Genomic DNA, 22,245 nt, shown 5'->3' with positions numbered 1-22,245 from the left:
GTACCGGCCATTGACCCCCTCCTGACGTCCTGTGTCGTTTTCCCGGCGTACCGCAATTCAAATTGCGCAATTAGGGCGAGTGAAGGCAAACGTTTACCTATTGGTTTTTCAGGAGCTTAGATATGGTCTGGAGTGACATCTGATGGCAACAATTAAAGACGTAGCGAAACGCGCAAACGTTTCCACTACAACCGTATCACATGTTATTAACAAAACCCGCTTTGTGGCGGAAGAGACGCGTAACAACGTCTGGGCAGCGATTAAAGAGCTGCACTACTCTCCGAGCGCCGTGGCCCGCAGTCTGAAGGTGAATCACACCAAATCGATCGGCCTGCTGGCGACCAGCAGCGAAGCTCCCTACTTCGCAGAAATTATTGAAGCGGTAGAGAAAAACTGCTTCCAGAAAGGCTATACCCTGATCCTCGGCAACGCCTGGAACAGCCTCGAGAAGCAGCGGGCCTATCTGTCGATGATGGCGCAAAAGCGCGTCGACGGCCTGCTGGTGATGTGCTCCGAATACCCGGAGCCCCTGCTGACGATGCTGGAAGAGTATCGCAATATTCCGATGGTGGTGATGGACTGGGGCGAAGCGAAAGCCGACTTCACCGACTCGGTAATTGATAATGCCTTTGAAGGCGGCTATATGGCCGGACGTTATCTGATTGAACGCGGTCACCGCGACATCGGCGTTATTCCGGGGGCGCTGGAGCGCAATACCGGTGCCGGGCGTCTGGCCGGTTTTATGAAAGCGATGGAAGAAGCGTTAATCACGGTGCCGGAAAACTGGATCGTGCAGGGCGACTTTGAGCCGGAGTCCGGCTATCGCGCCATGCAGCAGATCCTCTCCCAGAGCCCGCGTCCGACCGCTATTTTCTGTGGCGGCGACATTATGGCGATGGGTGCCCTTTGCGCCGCCGATGAAATGGGTCTGCGCGTGCCGCAGGACGTTTCGCTGATCGGCTATGATAACGTGCGCAACGCCCGGTTCTTCACCCCGGCGCTGACCACTATCCACCAGCCAAAAGATTCGCTGGGAGAGACGGCCTTCAACATGCTGCTCGACCGTATCGTCAACAAGCGCGAAGAGTCGCAGTCCATTGAAGTGCATCCGCGTTTGATCGAACGCCGCTCCGTCGCCGATGGCCCGTTCCGCGACTACCGCCGTTGATCCCCTCAGGGAGCCAGCACCTCTGGCTCCCGCAGCCACTCCCTGTTCATCGTTTCACTGTCCCCCAGATAATCCAGCAGCCACGCCAGCGCCGGTGACATATCGTTTTGCTGCCAGGTTAGGCAGCAGGCCGCATCCGGGAACGGGTTCTCCAGCGTCAGTTCCACCCATTTGCCGCTGTCGATCCACGGGCGGGCAAAGTGCACCGGCACCATCCCCACGCACAGTCCGGCCGAGAGGCAGGTTGCCGCCGACTCCCAGTCCGGGGTGACGATCCGCCGCTGGTTGTCCAGCAGCCAGGTGATGCGTTTTGGCAGCGAGCGGGAGGTGTCTTCCCGCACCAGCGACGGCCAGTTGCGCAGGGTATCATCGCTGAGCGGGCCGGGAAGCGCGGCCAGCGGATGATGGCTCGCCACCACGCAGATCCAGCTCAGCATGCCCATATCGCGAAACGCGTAGCGCCCCCCCACCGGGATCGCCTGGGTCGCGCCGATGGCCATCTCCACCCTGCCGTCCGCCAGCGCATCCCACACGCCGTTAAAGACCTCCTGGGAGACCCGCAGCTCGACGTCGGAGAAGTGACGGTAAAAATCGACAATCATCTGGCGGGTGCGCTCGGGGCGAACGATGTTGTCCACCGCAATGGAGATGTGCCCGCGCCAGCCGTTGGCGATCTGCTGGCACTGTTCGCGGGTGATCTGCATTTTTTTGATAACAGAGCGCCCTTCTTTAAGAAACCACATGCCGGCCGGGGTGAGCTCCACGTCGCGATGACGCCGTTCAAACAGCGGCACCGCCAGCCACTCCTCAAGCTGACGCACCGTATAGCTGATCGCCGAGGGAACGCGGTGCAGCTCCTGGGCCGCGCCGCTGAAACTGCCGTTACGCGCCACGGCGTCCACCACTTCAAGGGAATATTCAGACCACATTTTCTGCCTGCAAAAAATTTGAATGCAACCGCCAAATATTAGCGTTTCACAAGCGGGATTGCACTGCCTACACTCAGCGGCTACCTAAACCTGCACCCATAAGGACAATAAAACAATGCAACCCAGGAAAGGATTTTTAGTCTGGCTTGGCGGCCTGAGCGTACTGGGCTTCCTCGCCACCGATATGTATCTGCCTGCCTTCTCGATCATGCAGGAAGATCTGCAAACCCCGGCGGCCGCCATCAGCGCCAGCCTGAGCCTCTTCCTCGCGGGCTTTGCTTTCGCGCAGCTGCTCTGGGGACCGATGTCCGACCGCTTCGGGCGTAAGCCGGTTCTGCTGGCGGGTTTAGCCATCTTCGCGCTGGGCTGTCTGGGCATGCTGTGGGTACGCGATGCCACCTGGCTGCTGGTGCTGCGCTTTATCCAGGCGGTAGGCGTCTGCGCGGCGGCGGTCACCTGGCAGGCGCTGGTGACGGACTACTACCCGGCGACGCGGACCAACCGGATTTTCGCCACCATCATGCCGCTGGTGGGGCTGTCACCGGCCCTGGCACCGCTGCTCGGTAGCTGGATCCTCGCCCATTTCAGCTGGCAGGCCATTTTTGCCGTGCTGTTTGCCATCACCCTGGTGCTGATGATCCCGGCCTTTTTCCTGAAGCCGGTCGCGGCAAAAGCGGATCGGTCTGAGTCCCGCGTCACCTTCTTCACCCTGCTCCGCTCGCGTGTTTATCGCGGTAACGTGCTGATCTACGCCGCCTGTTCCGCCAGCTTCTTCGCCTGGCTGACCGGCTCGCCGTTTATCCTCAGCGAGATGGGCTACAGCCCGGCAGCGATCGGCCTGAGCTACGTGCCGCAGACTATCGCCTTCCTGATTGGTGGCTACGGCTGTCGCGCTGCGCTGCAAAAATGGCAGGGTCACCAGATGCTGCCGTGGCTGCTGGGCCTGTTTGCGCTCAGCGTGATTGGCACCTGGGCGGTCGGATTTATTCCGGGCGTGAGCCTGGCGGAACTGCTGATACCCTTCTGCCTGATGGCGGTGGCGAACGGCGCGATCTACCCTATCGTCGTGGCGCAGGCACTGCGTCCCTTCCCTCAGGCCACCGGCAGCGCGGCGGCGCTGCAGAACACCCTGCAGCTGGGCCTCTGCTTCCTTGCCAGCCTGCTGGTCTCATGGCTGATTGCCACCCCACTGCTGACCACCACCAGCGTGATGGTCGCCACCGTGATACTGGCCGCGCTGGGCTACCGGATGCAGTATCTCCCTGCCCGCCAGCAGCATGACGAGATGCAGGCGGAGTCCTCTCGCGCCTGATGGCGTAACTGATTAGGGTGCTAACGATTTTCTGTTGAAGCACCCATTTATCAGGCCTATACTTATTAGCGCATTCTGATAAATACGAAAATTATTAAGTATTAACGGGAGCCGGAGTGCTCCCGTTTTAGCATGGATGGCCTTTCGGCAAGGGTTATCTCCCTTCCTCTGTTCTACGTCGGATATTAGCCTCGCGGGTCACACCGTGAGATTTCTCACAAACCATAAAGAGCGGCTACGCTGTTTAAGGGTTCTGATCACATCATGTGGTGGAGAAGCTATGAGTTCATCGTGTCTGGAAGAAGTCAGCGTTCGCAAAGATAACTGGTACCGGATAATCAATGAAATGCTGAGCCGTGCAGGGATCACCATCAACGGCCCGGCATCCTTCGATTTGCAGGTCAAACACCCCGACTTTTTTAAACGCGTCCTGCAGGAAGGGTCGCTTGGCCTTGGCGAAAGCTATATGGACGGCTGGTGGGAGTGCGAGCGCCTCGATATTTTTTTCAATAACGTCCTGCGGGCGGGCCTGGAGCAGCAACTGCCCAACCACCTGAAGGATACCCTGCGTATTGCCGCTGCCCGCCTGTTCAATCTGCAAAGTAAAAAGCGCGCCTGGATTGTCGGCAAAGAGCATTACGATCTCGGCAACGATCTGTTCAGCCGCATGCTCGACCCGGCCATGCAGTACTCCTGCGGTTACTGGAAACAGGCGACCAGCCTTGAGCAGGCGCAGCAGGATAAACTGCGCCTTATCTGCGAAAAACTGCAGCTGGAACCCGGCATGAGGGTACTGGATATCGGCTGCGGCTGGGGTGGTCTGGCGGAGTTTATGGCACGGCACTATGGCGTCAGCGTGGTGGGCGTTACCATTTCAGCGGAACAGCAGCGCATGGCGCAGGCGCGCTGCGCCAGTCTGGATGTCGCTATTCTGTTGCAGGATTACCGGGATCTCAACGACCAGTTCGATCGCATTGTCTCGGTGGGGATGTTCGAACACGTGGGGCCGAAAAACTACCCGACCTACTTTGAGGTGGTGGATCGCAACCTGAAGCCCGACGGCCTGTTCCTGCTGCACACCATCGGCTCCCGAAAAACCGACCATCGCGTCGATCCCTGGATAGATAAGTACATCTTTCCGAATGGCTGTTTACCGTCAGTACGCCAGATTGCGAATGCCAGCGAACCCCATTTTGTGATGGAGGACTGGCATAACTTTGGCGCTGACTACGATACGACGCTGATGGCCTGGCATGAGCGCTTTATTGCCAGCTGGCCGGAGATCGCCGACAACTATTCTGAACGATTTAAACGGATGTTCAGCTACTATCTGAACGCCTGCGCCGGGGCGTTTCGCGCCCGTGATATTCAGCTGTGGCAGGTGGTATTCAGCCGCGGCGTGGAGCACGGCCTGCGGGTAGCCCGCTAAATAAAATACCCCGGCATGCCGGGGTATTTTATTATCACGCGTCGTTGAGCGTCTGCTGGATGGCGGCGGCCTCTTTTGCCGCCAGCACGCGCTCGACGGTATCCACCACCGCCTGGGTTTGCGGATCGATTTCGATATTCACCCTGTGACCCAGTTTTTTGCTGCCGAGCGTTGTGCGCTGCAGCGTCTCCGGGATCAGGTGCACGCAGAAGCGGGTCGGCGTCACTTCACCGACGGTCAGGCTGATGCCGTCCACGCCAATAAAGCCTTTATAAAGGATGTATTTCATTAATGACGGATCCTGAACCTTAAACCAGATCTGGCGGTTATTTTCCGAAGTCAGGATTTTGGCAATTTCTGCGGTAGTCATAATATGGCCCGACATTAAATGTCCGCCAATTTCGTCGCTGAATTTCGCGGCGCGCTCAACGTTAACAATATCGCCTTCAGCCAGGTCACCAAGATTGGTGATACGCAGCGTCTCTTTCATCAAATCGAAGCTGATCAAGTTACCGTTAATTTCGGTTACCGTCAGGCAACAGCCGTTGTGCGCAACCGATGCCCCGGTCTCCAGCCCATCGAGCATCTCATCCGGCAGGGCGACGACGTGGGTGCGGAAGTTGGGTTTTTCATCAATGGACACCAGCTTCGCGGTGCCCTGCACAATACCAGTAAACATGCTTACGACTCCTGTTTGTTCTTTCGGTGATAACACCGTTTAATCCCACCACAATAACAGTTGAAAAAAGAGGTTGCCAGTACCCACCTTTTCTGGCGATTTTTTCACTAGATAAATAGCTTATCCCCGCTACAATAGCTGGACTTCCCCGCATCTTCTTTTTGCTGTTTTCTCACAGCGACTTTTATTCTTTCAAATAACAACAATATCAAAGGTGTTCACGTGCAGAAGTACATGAGTGAAGCGCGTCAGTTATTAGCTCTGGCAATCCCGGTGATACTCGCGCAAATCGCCCAGACCGCAATGGGATTCGTTGATACCGTAATGGCGGGCGGCTACAGCGCCACCGACATGGCGGCGGTGGCTATCGGCACCTCTATCTGGCTGCCCGCTATTCTCTTCGGCCACGGCCTGCTGCTGGCGCTAACGCCGGTTATCGCCCAGCTGAACGGCTCCGGGCGTCGCGAACGTATCGCCCATCAGATCCGCCAGGGCTTCTGGCTGGCAGGCTTTGTTTCGGTGTTAATCATGATCGTGCTGTGGAACGCCGGCTATATTATTCACGCCATGCACAATATCGATCCGGCCCTGGCGGATACCGCCGTCGGCTATTTACGCGCCCTGCTCTGGGGTACGCCGGGATATTTATTCTTCCAGGTGATGCGTAATCAGTGTGAAGGCCTGGCGAAAACCAAACCGGGCATGGTGATGGGCTTTATCGGCCTGCTGGTCAATATTCCGGTGAACTACATCTTTATTTATGGTCATTTCGGCATACCGGAACTCGGCGGTGTCGGCTGCGGCGTCGCTACCGCGGCGGTCTACTGGGTGATGTTCTTCGGCATGCTCTCTTACGTGAAGCGCGCCCGCTCGATGCGTGATATCCGCAGCGAGCCGGGTTTCAACAAGCCGGACATGGAGGTGGTGAAACGCCTGGTGCAGCTCGGCCTGCCTATTGCTCTGGCGCTGTTCTTCGAAGTGACGCTGTTCGCCGTGGTCGCGCTGCTGGTCTCACCGCTGGGGATCGTGAACGTGGCCGGACACCAGATCGCCCTGAACTTCAGTTCGCTGATGTTCGTTCTGCCGCTATCGCTCGCCGCCGCGGTAACCATTCGCGTGGGCTATCGCCTCGGTCAGGGCTCCACGCTGGAAGCGCAGATCGCGGCCCGCACCGGGATTGGCGTAGGGATCTGCATGGCGGTCTGCACCGCGCTGTTTACCGTCACGCTGCGGGAGCAGATCGCCCTGCTCTATAACGACAACCCGGAAGTGGTGCTCCTCGCCTCCCAGTTGATGATGCTGGCGGCGGTGTATCAGATCTCCGACTCCATCCAGGTGATCGGCAGCGGCGTGCTGCGTGGCTATAAAGATACGCGTTCGATCTTCTTTATTACCTTTATCGCCTACTGGGTGCTGGGCCTGCCGAGTGGTTATATCCTGGCGCTCACCGATCTGGTGGTGGATCGCATGGGCCCGGCCGGTTTCTGGATGGGCTTTATTATCGGTTTAACCTCTGCCGCGATCATGATGATGCTGCGCATGCGTTATTTGCAGCGCCAGCCCTCCAGCGTGATATTGCAACGCGCCGCGCGTTAAATACCCACCAGCCGCCTGCGGGCGGCTACTTTCTCTTCATTTTGCGCGGGAATACAGCAATCGCGTGAAATCTGAAAGAAATTTGCAGTTTGCCTCTTGCCTCGTGCGGCCACTGCCGCTAATATCCGTCCCCGTTGTCACACACAACATTGCGTTCATAGCTCAGTTGGTTAGAGCACCACCTTGACATGGTGGGGGTCGTTGGTTCGAGTCCAATTGAACGCACCATTCTGCGTCCGTAGCTCAGTTGGTTAGAGCACCACCTTGACATGGTGGGGGTCGGTGGTTCGAGTCCACTCGGACGCACCATTTCAGTCCTGAAATGGTGCAACTCCTCTTCTTATCTGATTTATCGCTTTCAGCCTCGTTTCTGAGTTGCTCATCACCCGTTTTCTACCACACTTATCCTGCATGGCATTATTCCCATGGATTCGGTAAAAAACAGCAGGTGGACACAATGAAAAAGATCGCCATTGTCGGGGCTGGCCCCACCGGTATTTATACCCTCTTCTCGCTTCTGAAACTGAACACACCGCTCTGCGTCACCGTCTATGAGCAGGCCGAAGAGGCAGGCGTCGGGATGCCCTACAGCGATGAAGATAACTCGCGCATGATGCTGGCCAATATCGCCAGCATCGAGATCCCGCCCCTGTTTTCGACCTATCTCGAGTGGCTGCGCACCCAGAGCGACGCCCATCTGGCGCGCTACGGCGTGCAAAAATCCGCCCTGCACGACCGGCAGTTCCTGCCGCGTATTCTGCTGGGCCAGTATTTCCGCGACCAGTTCCTGGCGCTTGTCGGGCAGGCAAGAAAACAGGGCTTTGAGGTTAACGTCCTCGAGTCCTGTCAGGTCACCGACGTGGAGGCTACGCCTGACGGGGTCAATGTATGGGCCGAGGGTGAAACCGAGCCTGAGCCGTTCGATCTGGCCGTTATCGCCACCGGCCACGTCTGGCCTGACGAAGATGCCGCCTCGCGCTCCTTCTTCCCAAGCCCCTGGTCCGGGCTGATGGAGGCCAAAATCCCGGCCTGTAACGTCGGCATTCTTGGCACTTCGTTAAGCGGGCTGGACGCGGCGATGGCCGTAGCCATTCAGCATGGCAAATTCATCGAGACCGATGATGAACAGATCCATTTCCAACTGGATGAGGGCAGCGAGGCGCTGAAGATTGTGCTGATGTCCCGCTCGGGCATCCTTCCCGAAGCCGATTTTTATTGCCCGATCCCCTATGAGCCGTTAACTATCGCCACGGAACAGGCGATTGACGCGGCCATCGAGCAGGGTTCAGAGGGCTTGCTCGACCGCATCTTTGAACTTGTCGTTGCCGAGCTCAAGCATGCCGATCCCCAGTGGAGTGACGCGGTAGCGTTAGAGACCCTGACGGCCGACACCATTCGCGACGCCTGGTTTGCCGACCGCGAGAAACATGGCCCGTTCCGTTGGGCGGTCTCTAACCTTAATGAAGTGGAGCGCAACAAGCGCGACAAACGCACAGTGCCGTGGCGCTATACGATCCTGCGGCTGCACGAGGCCGTTGAGAAGATTGTTCCCCATCTGACGAAAAAGGACCGGGAGCGCTTTAAGGTCGGGCTGGCGCGCGTTTTTATCGACAACTATGCGGCGATCCCGTCTCAGTCCATCCGCCGACTGCTGGCCCTGCGCGAGGCGGGCATCATCAGCATTCTGACGCTTGGTGACGACTATGAGATGGCGGTAAAAGAGGACCGGACGGTGATCGAGGCCCGGGGCGAGGTCGCGTATTTCGATGTCTTTATCGATGCGCGCGGGCAGAAACCGCTCAAGACCAAAGACCTGCCGTTCCCGGTGCTGCGCCACCAGCTGGAATCCGCCGGAGAAGAGATACCCGACGTGGGGGACGATTACACCCTGCTGGCCCCGGAGTACCTGCGCGGGCGCATCGCCTTCGGCGCACTGCCGTATCTGATGCACGATCGCCCCTTTGTTCAGGGTCTGGTGGTCTGTGCCGAAATCGGCGAGGCAATAGCGAAAGCCGCCGTCCAGCCCGCCTCGCGCGTGCGCAGACGGCTGGACTTTACGGACGAGTAAACGCGGTTTCGCAGGCGGCGGCCAGCGCCAGCAGCGGGGCTTCATCCGCCGCTGGCGAAAGAATTTCCAGCCCCACCGGAAAGCCGCTCCGCGTTCTGCCGCAGGGCAGCGTGATGGCAGCGTAACCGCTGATTGCTGCAAGCTCCGGCGCGCAGCCGGGGGGCATTTTCTCCAGGCTCTCCGGGATCCGGCACACCGTCGGGTAGAGAAAACCGTCTAAACGTTCCTGCTCCGCTCGTTGTGCCAGAGCCTGACGCAGCCGACGACGCAGCTGCCGTCCGGCGAGCCATGCCGGGTTTTTCAGCCTGTCGCTGGCGAGCATCTGCGTCAGCAGGGGCAAGAACTCCGGCAAAAATCGTCCTGAAGCGACAATCCCCCGCAGATCCCCGGGCGCGCCCGGATGCTGTTTTAGCCAGGCGTCAAACCCCACCCGAAATTCATACAGGCTCAGGCAGGTTGCCACCTCAATTTCCCCCAGGATCGGCAGGTCTGTCTCCACAAGCGTCGCGCCGTGACGCGTCAGCCGCGCAAGGGCGGCGTGCCACACCTCATGCTGCTGAGCATCACTGCCCTCCAGGGCGCGGATTGTTCCAAAGCGCACTCCTTTCAGCGACACCGGCTCAACGGCGCGCGGCCTGTGGCCGTGGAGAATCCCGTGCAGCAGAGCCGCATCCTGCACGCTGTGGACCATCGGCCCCACCGTATCTTTACTCAGGGAGAGCGGCGCAATCCCCTCCATCATGGCCCGGCGCACGCGGGGTCTTAGCCCCACCAGCCCGGTGTAGCTGCACGGGATGCGGATCGAGCCGCCGGTATCGGTGCCGAGCGCCCCTTCCGCCATGCCGGCAGCCACCGCCGCCGCGCTGCCCCCGCTGGAGCCGCCCGCGGTGATGCCCGGAAACAATGGGTGATGCACGTCCCCGCCGAGTGAGCTGCGGGAGCGGACGTCAAAAGCAAACTCGGACATATTGGCCCGGGCCAGAATAATCGCCCCGGCGGCGCGTAATCTTTGCACCACAAGCGCGTCGGTGGTAGGTCGAAGCGCGGCCAGCGCCTCGCACCCTGCCGTGAGCGGTTGTCCGGCGCAGGCAATATTATCTTTGACGATCAGCGGCACGCCGTGCAGGGGCCCCAGCTGCTGGCCGCGACGGCGCAGCGCCTGGCACGCCTGCGCCTGGGCAAGCGCGTCCGGGTTTACCCCAAGTATGGCGTTCAGCTGCGGCTGGGCAGCGATAATCGCCAGCCGCCGGGCTATTTCCTCAACGCAGTCCCAGGGGGGAATCAGCCGTTGTTTTTTCATACCATCCCTTATCATGCCGGAGGCCAGGCCTGCACCCGGCCTCCCGTCACCGTTAGTCGCGCAGCCCGGAGGTGATGGCGTCCAGCGCTTCCGGGCGCAGACGGATCTCCGCCGCACGGCGGTGGCCCTGCATCCCCTCGGTACGGCTCTGGCGGATCGCCGGTTCCGCAATGGCGGCGATGCCCTGCTCGTCGATCCACTGATGGGTGCAGATTTTAACGTAGGCTCCCACCCACAGCCCGCCGGTGTAGCGCGCCGCCGCCATGGTGGGCAGCGTGTGGTTGGTGCCGCAGCATTTATCCGAGAACACCACGCTGGCGTTCTGGCCGATAAACAGCGAGCCGTAATTGCGAATTTTCGCCGCGGTGCCGTGCGGATCCCGGGTATGGACCTGCAGATGCTCGGTGGCCATATAATCGGCGAAGGCGATCAGCTGTTCTTCGCTGTCGCACACCACGATCTCCCCCTGACGACGCCAGGCTTCACCCGCCGTCGCGGCGGTCGGCAGCGTGGTCAACTGGCGTTCGATCTCGGCCAGGGTACCCTCGGCAATCGCCCGGCTGGTGGTCGCCAGCCCGACGCGGGTATGAACGTCATGTTCGGCCTGCGCCAGCAGGTCGGCGGCAATAATGCGCGCATCGGCGCTGTCGTCGGCGATGGTGAAGATTTCGCTCGGTCCCGCCAGGGCGTCAATCCCCACCTTACCGAACACCTGGCGCTTGGCCTCGTTCACAAAGGCGTTGCCCGGCCCGACAATTTTATCCACCGCCGGGACGCTCTCAGTGCCCCAGGCCATCGCCGCCACCGCCTGCGCCCCACCGATTTTAAAGATGCGATGAGCACCGGCCAGGTGACAGACTGCAATCATCGACGGGTGCGCCGCAGGCGGCAGGCAGGCGATAATCTGTTCGCATCCGGCCACCGTGGCGGGCACGATGGACATCACCGGCGCGGAGAGGATCGGGTAGCGCCCGCCCGGCACGTAGCAGCCCACCGTCTGCACCGGGATAATCCGGTGTCCCAGATGCACGCCAGGCAGGGTTTCCACCTCCAGCGGCTGCATGGTGGTGAGCTGGGCCTCGGCAAAGCGACGCACCTGGGCGATGGCAAACTCGCTGTCGCGGCGGGTCTGCGGGTCCATCTCGCGCAGCGCGGTTTCGATCTCCTCAGGGGTGACTTCGAACTGCGCCGGGACTACCTTATCAAACTGCTGCGAGAAGTCTCTCAGGGCGGCATCGCCCTCGCCCTTCACGCGCTCGATAATGGCGCTAACCTTATCGGTCAACGATTTGTCGGCCTGCGCGTCCTGCCCCTGGGGACGTTTGATCCAGCTCACCTGGTCCACGATTGACTGTACAGACATTATGCTTCCTCCATTTGACCCAGTTTGATTTGTGCCAGCAGCGCCAGATGATCGTAAATCACCCACTCGTCGACAATTTTGCCGTTGATAATGTGGTAGTGAGACATGCCCATCACGAACAGGCGTTCCCCGGTCGGTTTACCCAGCTCGCCGTAGCCCAGGTGATGGCCCTCGATGATCCAGCGAATCGCCACCTTGGTGCCGCCTTCCTCGCACGGATTGGAGCAGATATGCTGCGGCAGCCAGGCGCCATCGGGGATCATGCCGATCAGAGCCAGCGTCTGGTGGGTCACCGACGCCGTGCCGTACAGCTCTTTCATCAGCGGGCCGTGCCACTGGACGTTCGGCGCATAGACCTCTTTGATCTTGCCGAGCATGCGGCGGTTGTAGATTTCGTGCATCCAGCGCAGGCACTGCTCTTCGGTGTCGGTATGGGCAATGGAGACATCGCAGACCATCTCCGGCGGATACTGCCCCAGCATGCGGCCGTTTTCGCCGATGTCGGTGACGCGAAAGCCCTTGTCGAACTGCTCTTTCGCCATGTTGTAAGCGATTTCGTCGGTGTTCAGCCCCAGCTGCTTCATCAGGGACATATTGTCGCTCACCACCCACTCACGGTAGATCTTGTTCTCGTGGATCATGCAGTCGGCCACGGTGCGGGTAACAAAGGTGCGGTTGGTCGGTTTGCCAAGGTGGCTGAACTGGGTGTGACGCCCGCTGCCGGTCACCAGGTGCGAGGTATAAAAACCGTCCACGTCGTTACCGTTCCAGATCACCTGCGTTGCCATGCCGCGACGCTCCGGGAAAGCTACCAGACGCTGGAGCGTATCCTGCACCACCTGCTCGCGGGTATAGAGCGTGCCGAGCGCGTTATATAAAACGCAGTTGTGGGTATAGTGGGTGTAAATTAATCCCACGTCGCGTTCATCCCATATTTTATGGGTGCAGCGAACGATATAATCGACAATATCGGTATAACACTCATCGAACCCGCGTAATGATTGCGCACGGGGACGTTTCTCCGGCACTAAATCAATAAAGTCGCGACGTTCAACCTGTAATACCGGTTCATCACGGGTGGGCTTATTGTTTTTTTCAGGTACGGCTGGTGCTTTATTCGTTGCTTCAGTGGAAGACATATGAACCCCTGCTTCTGTTTTCAGACAATACGATCCCGCACCCGGAATGGATGGAGAGTGGAGCCGCAATATTTATTGCGGCGGATTTAAAAACGTTTCATAGAAAAAATATAACGGAGGCGAACCTCCGCTTAATTCACGATTTGCGACCAGATAGCTAATTCATCAATACCAAGATATTCGCGAATAATTAACCCATCGCGCAGTTCAAGCTGGCTGATACCGGTAATCGACACCGGTTTACGGGTCGGCACGCCAAATTTACCGTAGCCGTCGTGCCAGGTCAGGAGCGACCAGCGCAGGGAGATGCGCACCGGCTCGCCAGGATCCCGACGCACGATCAGGTGGTGCAGCTGCACTTCGCTGTCGGCGAATGACGCCCGGTAGCCCGACAGCAGCGCGGCGATCTCCTGCTCTCCCGTGCCGCTGCAGTGGCCCGGAGCATAGAGGGTGGCGGCAGGATGGTACAGCCCCGGCACGGTGCCGCTGTTGCCCCCGGCCCACATGGTCAGATAGCGCTCCACCACGCCGGCAATCGGCCCCTCAACGTCATCCCCGTCCGCGCCACCCGCCCAGCGGGCGTCGAGCGTTTCTGCGGTGGCAGGGGTAATGCCGAGCTGCTCCTGCATCACCGCCAGATTGCGCGCAAACGCCTGCACGTTTAAGCCGAGCTGGGCCACAATCGCCGCCCGGTCCTGCAGGAGCCACTCCTGGCGCACCGCGCCGTCGGCGCAGATGCGGTCGGCCCAGGTGCGCACCCAGAGGGTTTTGCCGCTGGGGGCACCGAAAAAGCCTTCGCCCATGTGGCGGATGCAGGCGATGGTGCGCTGGGCGGCGTAGTACTCATTGCCTGGATTCTCGGTCGCCAGGATGTCTTCCGTCAGCACGGTGCGCTGGGGGAAGCTGTGCATCGCCTCGAGGGTCAGGCGCATAAACTGCTGCAGGTCGGTCAGCTGCTTTTCCGGGGTGATAAAGACCACCGGCGAGGCGTAAAAGTCGGCGAGCTGGCCGATATCCTTTTGCTCCCAGACCACATGAGTCAGGGTGAGAATAAACTGTTGAATGGAATCGAACTGGGGGCTGAAACCCGGCAATCTGCTCATTTGTCCTCCTGCGTCTGGAACATGTCATAACCCTCTGCGTCGAGGGCACCCGCATGCGGTCGGCGTGCAGAGTGGCGTACCACCAGCTTGCCCGGCACGGTAATTTGTTCAGGTTCGATAGTGCCGCTGTCGATCTGCTTCATCAGTAACTCCACCGTAGCGCTGACCATCTCTTCAACCGGCTGCGACGCGGAGGTTAAGGCGTAGGATGCCCAGCCGGACGGGCCGATGTCGTCATATCCCACCACCGAGACATCCTCCGGGATGCGCAGGCCAAACTCGTAGCGCGCCACGTCCATGACGATCACCGCCATATGGTCGTTGGCGACAAAAATGGCGTCCGGCGCGGGCGACGTGGAGAAGAGCGCGTAGGCCGCGCGGGCGGTTTCCTGGGCATCGTAGTTGCCGTTCACCACCCGAATATCGTCGATCCCCTGCTCCTGCAGGGCCTGCTGATAGCCGCGCTGACGGGCAATGTTCACCGACGAGTCCGCTACGCCGCCCACGTAGGCGAAACGCTTATGCCCTGCCGCCAGTAAAAACTCGGCAATCTGGCGGGAGGCCGCTTCGTTATTGCTGTTGACGCTCGAGGCCATTCCGCTCTCTTCGCTGCGGTTAAACAGCACCACCGGGATCCCGGCGGCCAGGCACTCCTGCGAGAGATCCAGCGACAGCGTGACCGAGGCAAGCACGATGCCGTCCACCCGGTACTGCATGATCTGGTCGAAAATGCGATCCACATTGCCGTCACGATCGCCCACGAACAGCAGCAGGTGATAGTTAAGGGTATCCAGCTTTTGCGCCAGCGCCTCAAGCACCTGCGGGTAAAACTGGTTATCAAAATAGGAGATCACCACCCCGATGATCCGCGAGCGGGCCGTGTTGAGCGACCGGGCGATGGCGTTGGGTCGGTAGCCCAGCTCCCGCGCAGCCTTCAGCACCTTCTCACGCGTTGCCGGTGAGATGCTGGCGCCCGGCGTGAAGGTGCGGGACACCGCCGACTGTGATACTCCCGCCAGCTGCGCCACCTGTTGCGAGGTCACCGCTGTAAAAGTCTTACGTTTCATTACCCGTGTTCCTTATCCCTGACGCTTCCCGACCCGGCGTCTGTGGCAGAGCAATCCCTGTCACCGCGCCGCAGGAAGCGGGTACTTTTTATACTTACACCATGTTTGCATGCGTATGCAACAGCCTAAATTATTTTTTTCACAATGGTGACAAACGACCTTTACAAAATTGAAACCTTTTCGTAACTTCAATTTTTGAATACGTATGCAGCGCAGTTTTCACACCGTCAATTGTACCGGGCAGATTGGGCAGTATCCAAAAGGATTGAGCCGGTAAACGTTGTACTTGGCTGGTTATAACCCATTAATTCTTAAGAGGTTCACAACCATGTTTCGAGCACTGTTACGCCGACCTGAAGCCCGGCTGTTTTTTATCATCAGCGTGTTGTTTTTTATCTGTATTCACAGCATTGATGCGTTTCTGGCCCCGATGATGATCAATCAGGGGATGGAGCCGCAGGTGATGGGGATCATCATGGGGGCCAGCGGCCTCGCCACCCTGCTGATCCGCTTCCCGCTGGGGATTATTTCCGACGTGGTGAAGAGTCGAAAAATCTTTATCCAGGCCGCGCTGGTGCTGCCGATTATCGCCTGGCCGCTGGCCTGGCTGGAGCCGAACGCCATCACCCTCTACCTGGCCAAAGCGGCTGACGGCGTCACCGCCGCCACCTGGGTGCTCTACAACATCCTGTTTATGCGCTACTTTGACCGCAAAGACGCCCCGGCCGCGGTGGCCTTTCTGGCGCTGGCGGGGCCGCTTGGGGTGTTCCTCGGCAACTGCATCGGCGGCCTGTTGATTCACTATTTTGAGAACAACATCGCATTTTTCGTCTCCTGCGTCTCGGCGCTGGTGGCGCTGTTCCTCACCACCCGCATCCGGGATGTGCATGACCCGGTGAAAGCCCCGACCCTGAAAGCCTGTATCGCCGGGGCCCGCCAGCAGTTGGCCGACCGCTCGGTGTGGCTGATTGGTATTCTGGCGACCCTCGTCATCCTGGTGCCTTTTGCCACCCGCGATACGCTGACGCCGATCTACGCCGAGCAGTTAGGCGGGCGTGCCGGGATCTTAACGTTGCTGAGCAACATCCATCTGATCTTCTACGCCCTGGCCATCGCCCTGTGCAGCAGCCTCTTTTACCCGCGCCTGGGGCTGTTGAAGACGGCGGTGCTGGGCATTGTGCTGCAGGTGGTGTCGACCTTTGGCATCCCCTTCACCAGCAATCTGTATGTCATCTATCTGCTGCAGGCGCTGGCCGGCTTCTCCTTCGGGATGGCGTTCGCGGCCTTTATGTCCCTCAGCGTGGTCAATACCACCTCCGATGAGCAGTCCACGCGCATGGGTCTGTTCCAGACCATCTACTCCTGCGGGATGTTTGCCGGGCCGGTGATCATGGGGGTGATGATGCAGCACATTAACCTCTCGTCCGGCTATCTGTTTATTGCTGGCCTGTCGGTTGTGGCGGCGATTGTCACCCCGCTCTCCGTGCGCTGGGTGAATAATCGTAAAATGCCTGCGTCTGCGGAATTATCTATTAACGGTCCACTCGCGCCCGCGCGCGACCAGTAATTTTTAATCACTTGTAATTTATCCCGGCCTGCCGGGAGGACAGTCATCATCTTAACTATGCGAGGACGATATTGTGGCTTATATGCTTAAAACCAGTAAACCGGTTCAGGAACGTCAGGATGCACAGCGACAAATAAGGGAAACGGTGGAGCTTATTCTGGCGGATATTGAAAAGCGCGGAAATAAAGCCATTCGCGAATTATCCGTTAAGTTCGACCGCTACGATCGCCAGGATTATCGCCTGAGCGACGCGGAAATTAATGCCTGTATCAATAAACTTAGCCGCCAGGATATTCACGACATCGAATTCGCTCAGGAGCAGGTATTTAATTTCGCCCGGGCGCAAAAAGGCTGTCTGCTCGATCTGGAAATTGAAACCCGTCCGGGCGTGATTCTCGGGCATAAAAACATTCCTATTAATGCGGTGGGTTGTTATGTCCCGGGCGGGAAATATCCCCTGCTGGCCTCGGCGCATATGTCGATTATCACCGCCAACGTGGCGGGCTGCTCGCGCATCGTCAGCTGTGCCCCGCCGTTCGGCGGCGAGCCTGCCCCTGCTATCGTGGCGGCGCAAAAAATGGCCGGGGCTACGGAGATCTACGCCTTAGGCGGCATCCAGGCCATCGGCGCGATGGCGCTCGGCACCGATTCGCTGGCCCCGGTGGATATGCTTGTCGGCCCCGGGAACGCCTTTGTGGCTGAGGCCAAACGTCAGCTGTTTGGCCGGGTGGGGATCGATCTCTTTGCCGGTCCGACCGAGACGCTGGTGATTGCCGACGACACCGTGGATGCTGAAATGTGCGCCACCGACCTGCTGGGGCAGGCCGAGCACGGCGTCACCACCCCCGCCATTCTGCTGACCAACTCGATGACGCTGGCTAAAGAGACGCTGCGGGAGATCGAGCGCCTGCTGGAAAAACTGCCCACCGCCGACATCGCCCGTCAGGCCTGGCACGACTACGGGGAGATCATCGTCTGCGACAGCTACGACGAAATGCTCGCCGAAGCCGACCGCATCGCCTCCGAGCACGTGCAGGTAATGACTCACCGCGACGACTGGTTCCTCGCCAACATGACCAACTTCGGCGCGCTGTTCCTCGGCCCGCGCACCAACGTGGCTTACGGCGACAAGGTGATCGGCACCAACCACACCCTGCCGACGCAAAAAGCGGCGCGCTATACCGGCGGCCTGTGGGTGGGCAAATTCATGAAAACCTGTACCTGGCAGAAGGTGCTCAGCGACGAGGCCACCGCCGAGATCGGCAGCTACTGCTCGCGCCTGTCCCTGCTGGAAGGCTTCGCCGGTCACGCCGAGCAGGCCAACATCCGCGTGCGCCGCTACGGTCAGGTGGAGGTGCCTTACGCCACCCCTGCACCGGTCAGAGAGAAGGTGTAAGTCATGACCTTTCCTCAGATGCCCTCCTTTAGCCTGCACGGCAAGCGTGCCCTGGTGACGGGCGGCTCCAGAGGGCTGGGGTTCGCCTGCGCCGTCGCGCTGGCCCATGCCGGGGCGCAGGTGTGGATCGCCGCCCGGGATCGCCAGACGCTGGAGACGGCGACGACCCTCGCCGCCGAGCGCGATCTGCGCCTGCATCCAGTGGTGCTGGATATCACCGATGTCGCCCAGGTTGAGGCCGTAACCGATGCCCTGCCCGCGTTCGATATTCTGGTGAACAGCGCCGGACTGGCGCGCCACGAGCCGTTTCTGGCGGTCAGCGAGGCGAACTTCGATGCGGTTATGGCGATCAACCTGCGGGCCACTTTTTTTGTCAGCCAGCGGGTAGCGGCCCGGATGCGCGAGGCGCGCATTGCGGGTTCCATCATCCACATCTCCTCGCAGATGGGCCACGTCGGTGGCCCGAAGCGCAGTGTCTACTGCGCCTCAAAATTTGCGCTGGAAGGGTTAACCAAAGCCATGGCGCTGGAGCTGGGCGAGGACGGGATCCGGGTCAACACCCTCTGCCCGACCTTTATTGAGACGGCGCTCACCGCCTCGTCGCTGGCTGACCCCGACTTTCGCCGCTACGTGCTGGAGAACATCAAGCTCGGACGCACCGGCACGGTGGAGGACGTGATGGGTCCGGTGGTGTTTCTCGCCTCCGCTGCCGCGGGAATGATCACCGGCAGCGCGCTGATGGTCGACGGCGGCTGGACCGCAACCTGAGGAGACATATGGATAATCACGCCCTGCCGCTGGTGCTGATCGGCGGCACGCTCTGTAACCCACGCCTCTGGCAGCCGGTGCTCGACAGGCTCAAGGTCTCTGACGTGCGGTGCATTACGCTTGCGGACGCTACCTCGGCGGCGCAAGCCTCCCGCTCGCTGCTGAGCGAACTGCCGCCGCGCTTTCTGCTGGCGGGCTTCTCGCTGGGGGCGATTGTGGCGCTGCAGATGGTTGCCGACGCGCCTGGGCGCATTGCCGGGCTGGCGCTACTGTCGGTGAACCCCCTTGCGGATGCGCCAGAAAATGCAGCTCCCCGCCGCGAGGCGGTGCGCGCTGCCCGGCAGCAGGGGCTGACAAACTGGCTCTCCGCCAGCCTGTGGCCGAAGTACGTTGCGCCGTCGCGCGTGGATGACCAGGCCCTGCAGGATCTTATTTGTCTGATGGCAGAGGAGAGTGGCCTCGATACCCTCGCCACCCAGACCGAGATCGCCATTACCCGGCGGGATAATCGCGCGGCGCTGGCCGCCCTCGCCTGCCCCATCATCGTTATCAACGGCCTGCACGATCCCATCTGCACGCCCCATCACCACCAGCGGGTGGCGCAGAGTGCGCCTCAGGTGAAGCACGTCACCGTCGCCTGTGCCGGGCATTTCACCCTGCTCGAAGCGCCCGACGAGGTTGCCCTCCCGCTACGTCACTGGATCCAGGAGTGTTTACATGCGTAAGAACAGACTCAGGGCAATGCCGGACGGCAGCGCCATTATTAACGGCTGGCTGGCGATCCCGTCGGGCTACAGCGCCGAGATCGTCGGCCATCAGGGCTTTGACGCGGTCACCGTCGATCTTCAGCACGGCATGATCGACTTCGCCAGCGCGCTGTCGATGCTGCAGGCGCTCTCCGCTACCCCGGCGGTGCCGCTGGTGCGGGTCTCCGATAACGACCCGGCGCAGATCATGCGCATGCTGGATGCAGGGGCCTACGGCATTATCTGCCCGATGATCTCCACCCCGGAACAGGCCCGGCGCTTTGTGGCCGCCTGCCGCTATCCGCCGCTGGGCAACCGCTCCTTTGGCCCGGCCCGCGGCCTGCTCTACGGCGGGGCCGATTACCCGCAGCACGCCAACGATGAAATTCTGACCCTGGCGATGATCGAAACCCGTGACGGGCTGGCGAATCTCGATGCGATCCTCGCCACCGAGGGGCTTGACGGGGTATTTATCGGCCCGAACGATCTCTCGTTAACCCTGACCGGCAGCGCCAGCGCCGAATCGCAGCACCCTGAGATGCTGGCCGCCATTGAGCTGGTGGTCAGCCGCTGTCGTCAGTGGCAGAAAATCGCCGGGATCTTTTGTACCTCCGGCGACGCCGCCGCCCGGCGCATCAGCGAAGGTTTTCAGTTTGTCACCCCGGCGAACGATGTCATGCAACTTGGCCGCGCCTCACGCGAAGCTATCGCCCTGGCGCGCGGCAACGCGATCCCTAAACCCGGCGCTTCAGGCTATTAACAGGAGAGAACATGAAAGCACGTCACATTACCCCGGAACTGGCCCGCAGCCGTCTGGTTGCCCCTGAAGATATGGTGTCCTGCAATCTGGCCTTTATCGACTGCAAGCTTCCCGGCTCGCACCTGAAACAGAACTACTCCTTTATTGGCCCGGGCGTGACCCAGTCGTCCGCCCAGGTGGTCAATATCCCGGAACCGCACGGCTTCAACATCGGCGCGGCGGCGATGCCAAAAGGGGTGACCAATAACCTGCACCTGCACTTCACCGCCGAAGTGTTTTTGATCCACGAGGGAACCTGGCGCTTTCGCTGGGGCGCCAACGGCGAAAACGAAGCCGAGTTCAGCGCCCCGGCCATCCTCTCTATCCCGACCTGGATCTTCCGCGGCTTCACCAACGTCAGTAAAGAAGAGACCTGCGGCATGGTCTACACGGTGCTGGGCGGGAATAACACTGGAGGGATCATCTGGCATCCGTCGATTCTGGCCGCGGCCAGCGAGTATGGTCTCTACCTGAGCAAGGAGAATATGCTCCTCGACGTCAATGCGGGAGATACCCTGCCGGGGCCGGAGGGGCTGCTGACCCCGCTGCCGGAGCACGAAATCGCCGCCCTGCGCCACTACTCCGTGGAGGAGATGCGCCAGCGGGCGGTGACCGGGGAGGATCGTCGCTGGTCGGCGGCGGGGTTACTCGATTCGGTGCTGCCGGGCCACGGCGGCGAGATCGCCCCGGTGATCGGCTTTGGCATTAGCCAGGATAAACACGCGGAACCGGCTATCGTTAACCCGCACGGCTTCTCCGTTGAGTGGCTGCGCCTGAAGTCAGACCACGTGGTGGGCCGCCACCTCTGCCCGGACGTGCAGGTGATCATGGTCTTCAAGGGCACGCTGGAGGTGACCTGGAATGAAGAAGGCGAAGAGGTGAGCATTGTCGCCCCTGAGCGTTCGGTTATTTCGATCCCGGCGAACAGCTGGCGGCGCTACCGCGCCCTGGAGGGCGACATGGAGTGCATTCTGACGACGGAAGGCGATCAGCGTAAGCGCGTGTACTGGGATCGGGAGATACTGAAGCAGGCAAGAGCGGCGAACCGCTGTCTGGATCCGGATGGGTTTGTTACGGCAATGGATCTGTTACCGGAAACGGCGAAGCGCGCGGGGCTGAAGCTCGAAGCGCTGCCGTGAGGGATATCAGGGCGGGTTACCCCGCCCTGAATTCGGCACGTTACTCGAAGTAAACGCCTGGGTTTTCGGACAGAGAGACGAAGGTTTTGGTCTCTTTATCCAGGGCGCGAATGTCGCCGCTTTCGATATCGTACACCCAGCCGTGCAGGCGAATGGCGTTGTTACGCAGGCCGACCGCGACGGAAGGGTGAGTTTTGATGTTGCTCAGCTGGGCGAAGACGTTCTCCTGCACCATGGCATTCACTTTGTCGGTCGGGTTATCCCAGGTTTTGTTTTCCACGACCGCTTTCGCCGCATCGGAGTAGCGCAGCCAGTGTGAAACGGCAGGCATCGGCTCGAGTTTAGCGTTGTCGGCAATGGCCTTCATCGCGCCGCAGTTAGAGTGGCCGCAGATCACGATGTCGGTAACGCCCAGCGCCACAACCGCGTATTCGATAGTGGCGGAAACGCCGCCCGGCTCTGGCCCGAACGGTGGCACGATGTTGCCAGCATTACGAATGACAAAGAGCTGTCCCGGCTCCTGCTGGGTGACTAATTCCGGCACCAGGCGGCTGTCAGAACAGGAGATGAACAGCGCTTTGGGATTCTGACTGGACGCCAGACTGCGGAACAGGTCTTTACGTTGCGGAAAAACTTCTTTTTGAAAGCTGAGAAAACCTTCAATGATATGTTGCATA

The 22,245-nt window shown here is 60.0% G+C and carries 19 protein-coding genes and 2 tRNA genes; 13 read left to right on the top strand and 8 right to left on the bottom strand.

What is annotated here, in order from left to right; genetic code table 11:
• Positions 1-142: 142 nt before the first annotated feature.
• Entirely contained in the window at positions 143-1,168 is a 1,026-nt protein-coding gene (gene purR / locus ACOYA6_RS05455; protein WP_039029137.1) for an HTH-type transcriptional repressor PurR, read from the top strand.
• A gap of 5 nt (positions 1,169-1,173) precedes the next feature.
• Here the strand turns inward: purR and punR are convergent, their stop codons facing one another.
• Positions 1,174-2,097, bottom strand: coding sequence for a DNA-binding transcriptional activator PunR (punR, locus tag ACOYA6_RS05450; RefSeq protein WP_039029136.1), 924 nt, complete (start codon positions 2,095-2,097; stop codon positions 1,174-1,176).
• A gap of 115 nt (positions 2,098-2,212) precedes the next feature.
• On the opposite strand from punR, the gene punC reads away from it, so the two are divergent.
• Both punC and cfa read left to right on the top strand, forming a co-directional pair.
• Entirely contained in the window at positions 2,213-3,409 is a 1,197-nt protein-coding gene (gene punC, locus ACOYA6_RS05445) for a purine nucleoside transporter PunC (RefSeq protein WP_422654186.1), read from the top strand.
• Between the two features lie 280 nt (positions 3,410-3,689).
• Positions 3,690-4,838 carry a cyclopropane fatty acyl phospholipid synthase gene (gene cfa, locus ACOYA6_RS05440; RefSeq protein ID WP_139564875.1) on the top strand — a complete coding sequence of 383 codons (1,149 nt, stop codon included), beginning with the start codon at positions 3,690-3,692 and terminating at the stop codon, positions 4,836-4,838.
• A 34-nt stretch (positions 4,839-4,872) separates the two neighbouring features.
• On the opposite strand, the gene ACOYA6_RS05435 is transcribed toward cfa, so the two are convergent.
• Complete coding sequence (locus tag ACOYA6_RS05435; RefSeq protein WP_039029133.1) at positions 4,873-5,517, bottom strand: riboflavin synthase; 645 nt, start codon at positions 5,515-5,517, stop codon at positions 4,873-4,875.
• 222 nt (positions 5,518-5,739) lie between these two features.
• On the opposite strand from ACOYA6_RS05435, the gene mdtK reads away from it, so the two are divergent.
• From mdtK to ACOYA6_RS05415, 4 genes are all read left to right on the top strand, one after another.
• Entirely contained in the window at positions 5,740-7,113 is a 1,374-nt protein-coding gene (gene mdtK, locus ACOYA6_RS05430) for an MdtK family multidrug efflux MATE transporter (RefSeq protein ID WP_422654185.1), read from the top strand.
• A 151-nt stretch (positions 7,114-7,264) separates the two neighbouring features.
• Positions 7,265-7,341: transfer RNA gene (locus ACOYA6_RS05425), tRNA-Val, on the top strand.
• Positions 7,342-7,345: 4 nt separating this feature from the next.
• Positions 7,346-7,422, top strand: a tRNA-Val gene (locus ACOYA6_RS05420).
• Between the two features lie 148 nt (positions 7,423-7,570).
• Positions 7,571-9,181: an FAD-NAD(P)-binding protein gene (locus ACOYA6_RS05415; RefSeq protein ID WP_422654184.1), complete on the top strand. Its 1,611-nt coding sequence runs from the start codon at positions 7,571-7,573 to the stop codon at positions 9,179-9,181.
• On the opposite strand, the gene ACOYA6_RS05410 is transcribed toward ACOYA6_RS05415, so the two are convergent.
• The 5 genes from ACOYA6_RS05410 to ACOYA6_RS05390 all read right to left on the bottom strand — a co-directional run bounded on the left by ACOYA6_RS05410 (position 9,168) and on the right by ACOYA6_RS05390 (position 15,153).
• Positions 9,168-10,481: an amidase family protein gene (locus tag ACOYA6_RS05410; protein WP_422654183.1), complete on the bottom strand. Its 1,314-nt coding sequence runs from the start codon at positions 10,479-10,481 to the stop codon at positions 9,168-9,170. The genes ACOYA6_RS05415 and ACOYA6_RS05410 overlap by 14 nt on opposite strands.
• A 52-nt stretch (positions 10,482-10,533) precedes the next feature.
• Positions 10,534-11,844, bottom strand: a complete 1,311-nt coding sequence (gene hisD, locus ACOYA6_RS05405; protein ID WP_422654182.1) for a histidinol dehydrogenase — start codon at positions 11,842-11,844, stop codon at positions 10,534-10,536.
• Positions 11,844-12,983: a nuclear transport factor 2 family protein gene (locus tag ACOYA6_RS05400; RefSeq protein WP_139564872.1), complete on the bottom strand. Its 1,140-nt coding sequence runs from the start codon at positions 12,981-12,983 to the stop codon at positions 11,844-11,846. Before ACOYA6_RS05400 ends, hisD (ACOYA6_RS05405) begins: the two co-directional genes overlap by 1 nt.
• Before the next feature lie 131 nt (positions 12,984-13,114).
• Positions 13,115-14,086 (bottom strand): nuclear transport factor 2 family protein, encoded by a 972-nt coding sequence (locus tag ACOYA6_RS05395; RefSeq protein WP_422654181.1) that lies wholly within the window; start codon positions 14,084-14,086, stop codon positions 13,115-13,117.
• Positions 14,083-15,153, bottom strand: coding sequence for a LacI family DNA-binding transcriptional regulator (locus tag ACOYA6_RS05390; RefSeq protein WP_138368821.1), 1,071 nt, complete (start codon positions 15,151-15,153; stop codon positions 14,083-14,085). The genes ACOYA6_RS05395 and ACOYA6_RS05390 overlap by 4 nt, the downstream gene beginning before the upstream one ends.
• Positions 15,154-15,481: 328 nt before the next feature.
• Between ACOYA6_RS05390 and ACOYA6_RS05385 the strand changes: the two genes are divergently transcribed.
• The 6 genes from ACOYA6_RS05385 (at position 15,482) to ACOYA6_RS05360 (ending at position 21,568) form a co-directional block, all read left to right on the top strand.
• On the top strand, positions 15,482-16,720 hold the full coding sequence (locus tag ACOYA6_RS05385) for an MFS transporter (RefSeq protein WP_039029125.1): 1,239 nt from the start codon (positions 15,482-15,484) through the stop codon (positions 16,718-16,720).
• 73 nt (positions 16,721-16,793) lie between these two features.
• Positions 16,794-18,116 carry a histidinol dehydrogenase gene (gene hisD / locus ACOYA6_RS05380; protein ID WP_156126869.1) on the top strand — a complete coding sequence of 441 codons (1,323 nt, stop codon included), beginning with the start codon at positions 16,794-16,796 and terminating at the stop codon, positions 18,114-18,116.
• 3 nt (positions 18,117-18,119) lie between these two features.
• Entirely contained in the window at positions 18,120-18,884 is a 765-nt protein-coding gene (locus ACOYA6_RS05375; protein ID WP_422654180.1) for an SDR family NAD(P)-dependent oxidoreductase, read from the top strand.
• An 8-nt stretch (positions 18,885-18,892) separates the two neighbouring features.
• A complete protein-coding gene (locus ACOYA6_RS05370; protein ID WP_039029123.1) occupies positions 18,893-19,609 on the top strand; it encodes an alpha/beta fold hydrolase in 717 nt (238 codons plus the stop codon).
• Positions 19,602-20,390: an HpcH/HpaI aldolase family protein gene (locus ACOYA6_RS05365; protein WP_138368816.1), complete on the top strand. Its 789-nt coding sequence runs from the start codon at positions 19,602-19,604 to the stop codon at positions 20,388-20,390. The genes ACOYA6_RS05370 and ACOYA6_RS05365 overlap by 8 nt, the downstream gene beginning before the upstream one ends.
• 11 nt (positions 20,391-20,401) lie before the next feature.
• On the top strand, positions 20,402-21,568 hold the full coding sequence (locus ACOYA6_RS05360; protein ID WP_422654179.1) for a cupin domain-containing protein: 1,167 nt from the start codon (positions 20,402-20,404) through the stop codon (positions 21,566-21,568).
• A 40-nt stretch (positions 21,569-21,608) separates the two neighbouring features.
• On the opposite strand, the gene ACOYA6_RS05355 is transcribed toward ACOYA6_RS05360, so the two are convergent.
• Complete coding sequence (locus tag ACOYA6_RS05355) at positions 21,609-22,244, bottom strand: carbonic anhydrase (protein WP_422654178.1); 636 nt, start codon at positions 22,242-22,244, stop codon at positions 21,609-21,611.
• Position 22,245 lies beyond the last annotated feature (1 nt).

Source organism: Leclercia barmai (assembly GCF_049312895.1).
Classification (GTDB): Bacteria; Pseudomonadota; Gammaproteobacteria; order Enterobacterales; family Enterobacteriaceae; genus Enterobacter; species Enterobacter barmai.
Note: the sequence above shows the minus strand (reverse complement) of the source record. Positions and strands in the feature narration are given on the sequence as shown.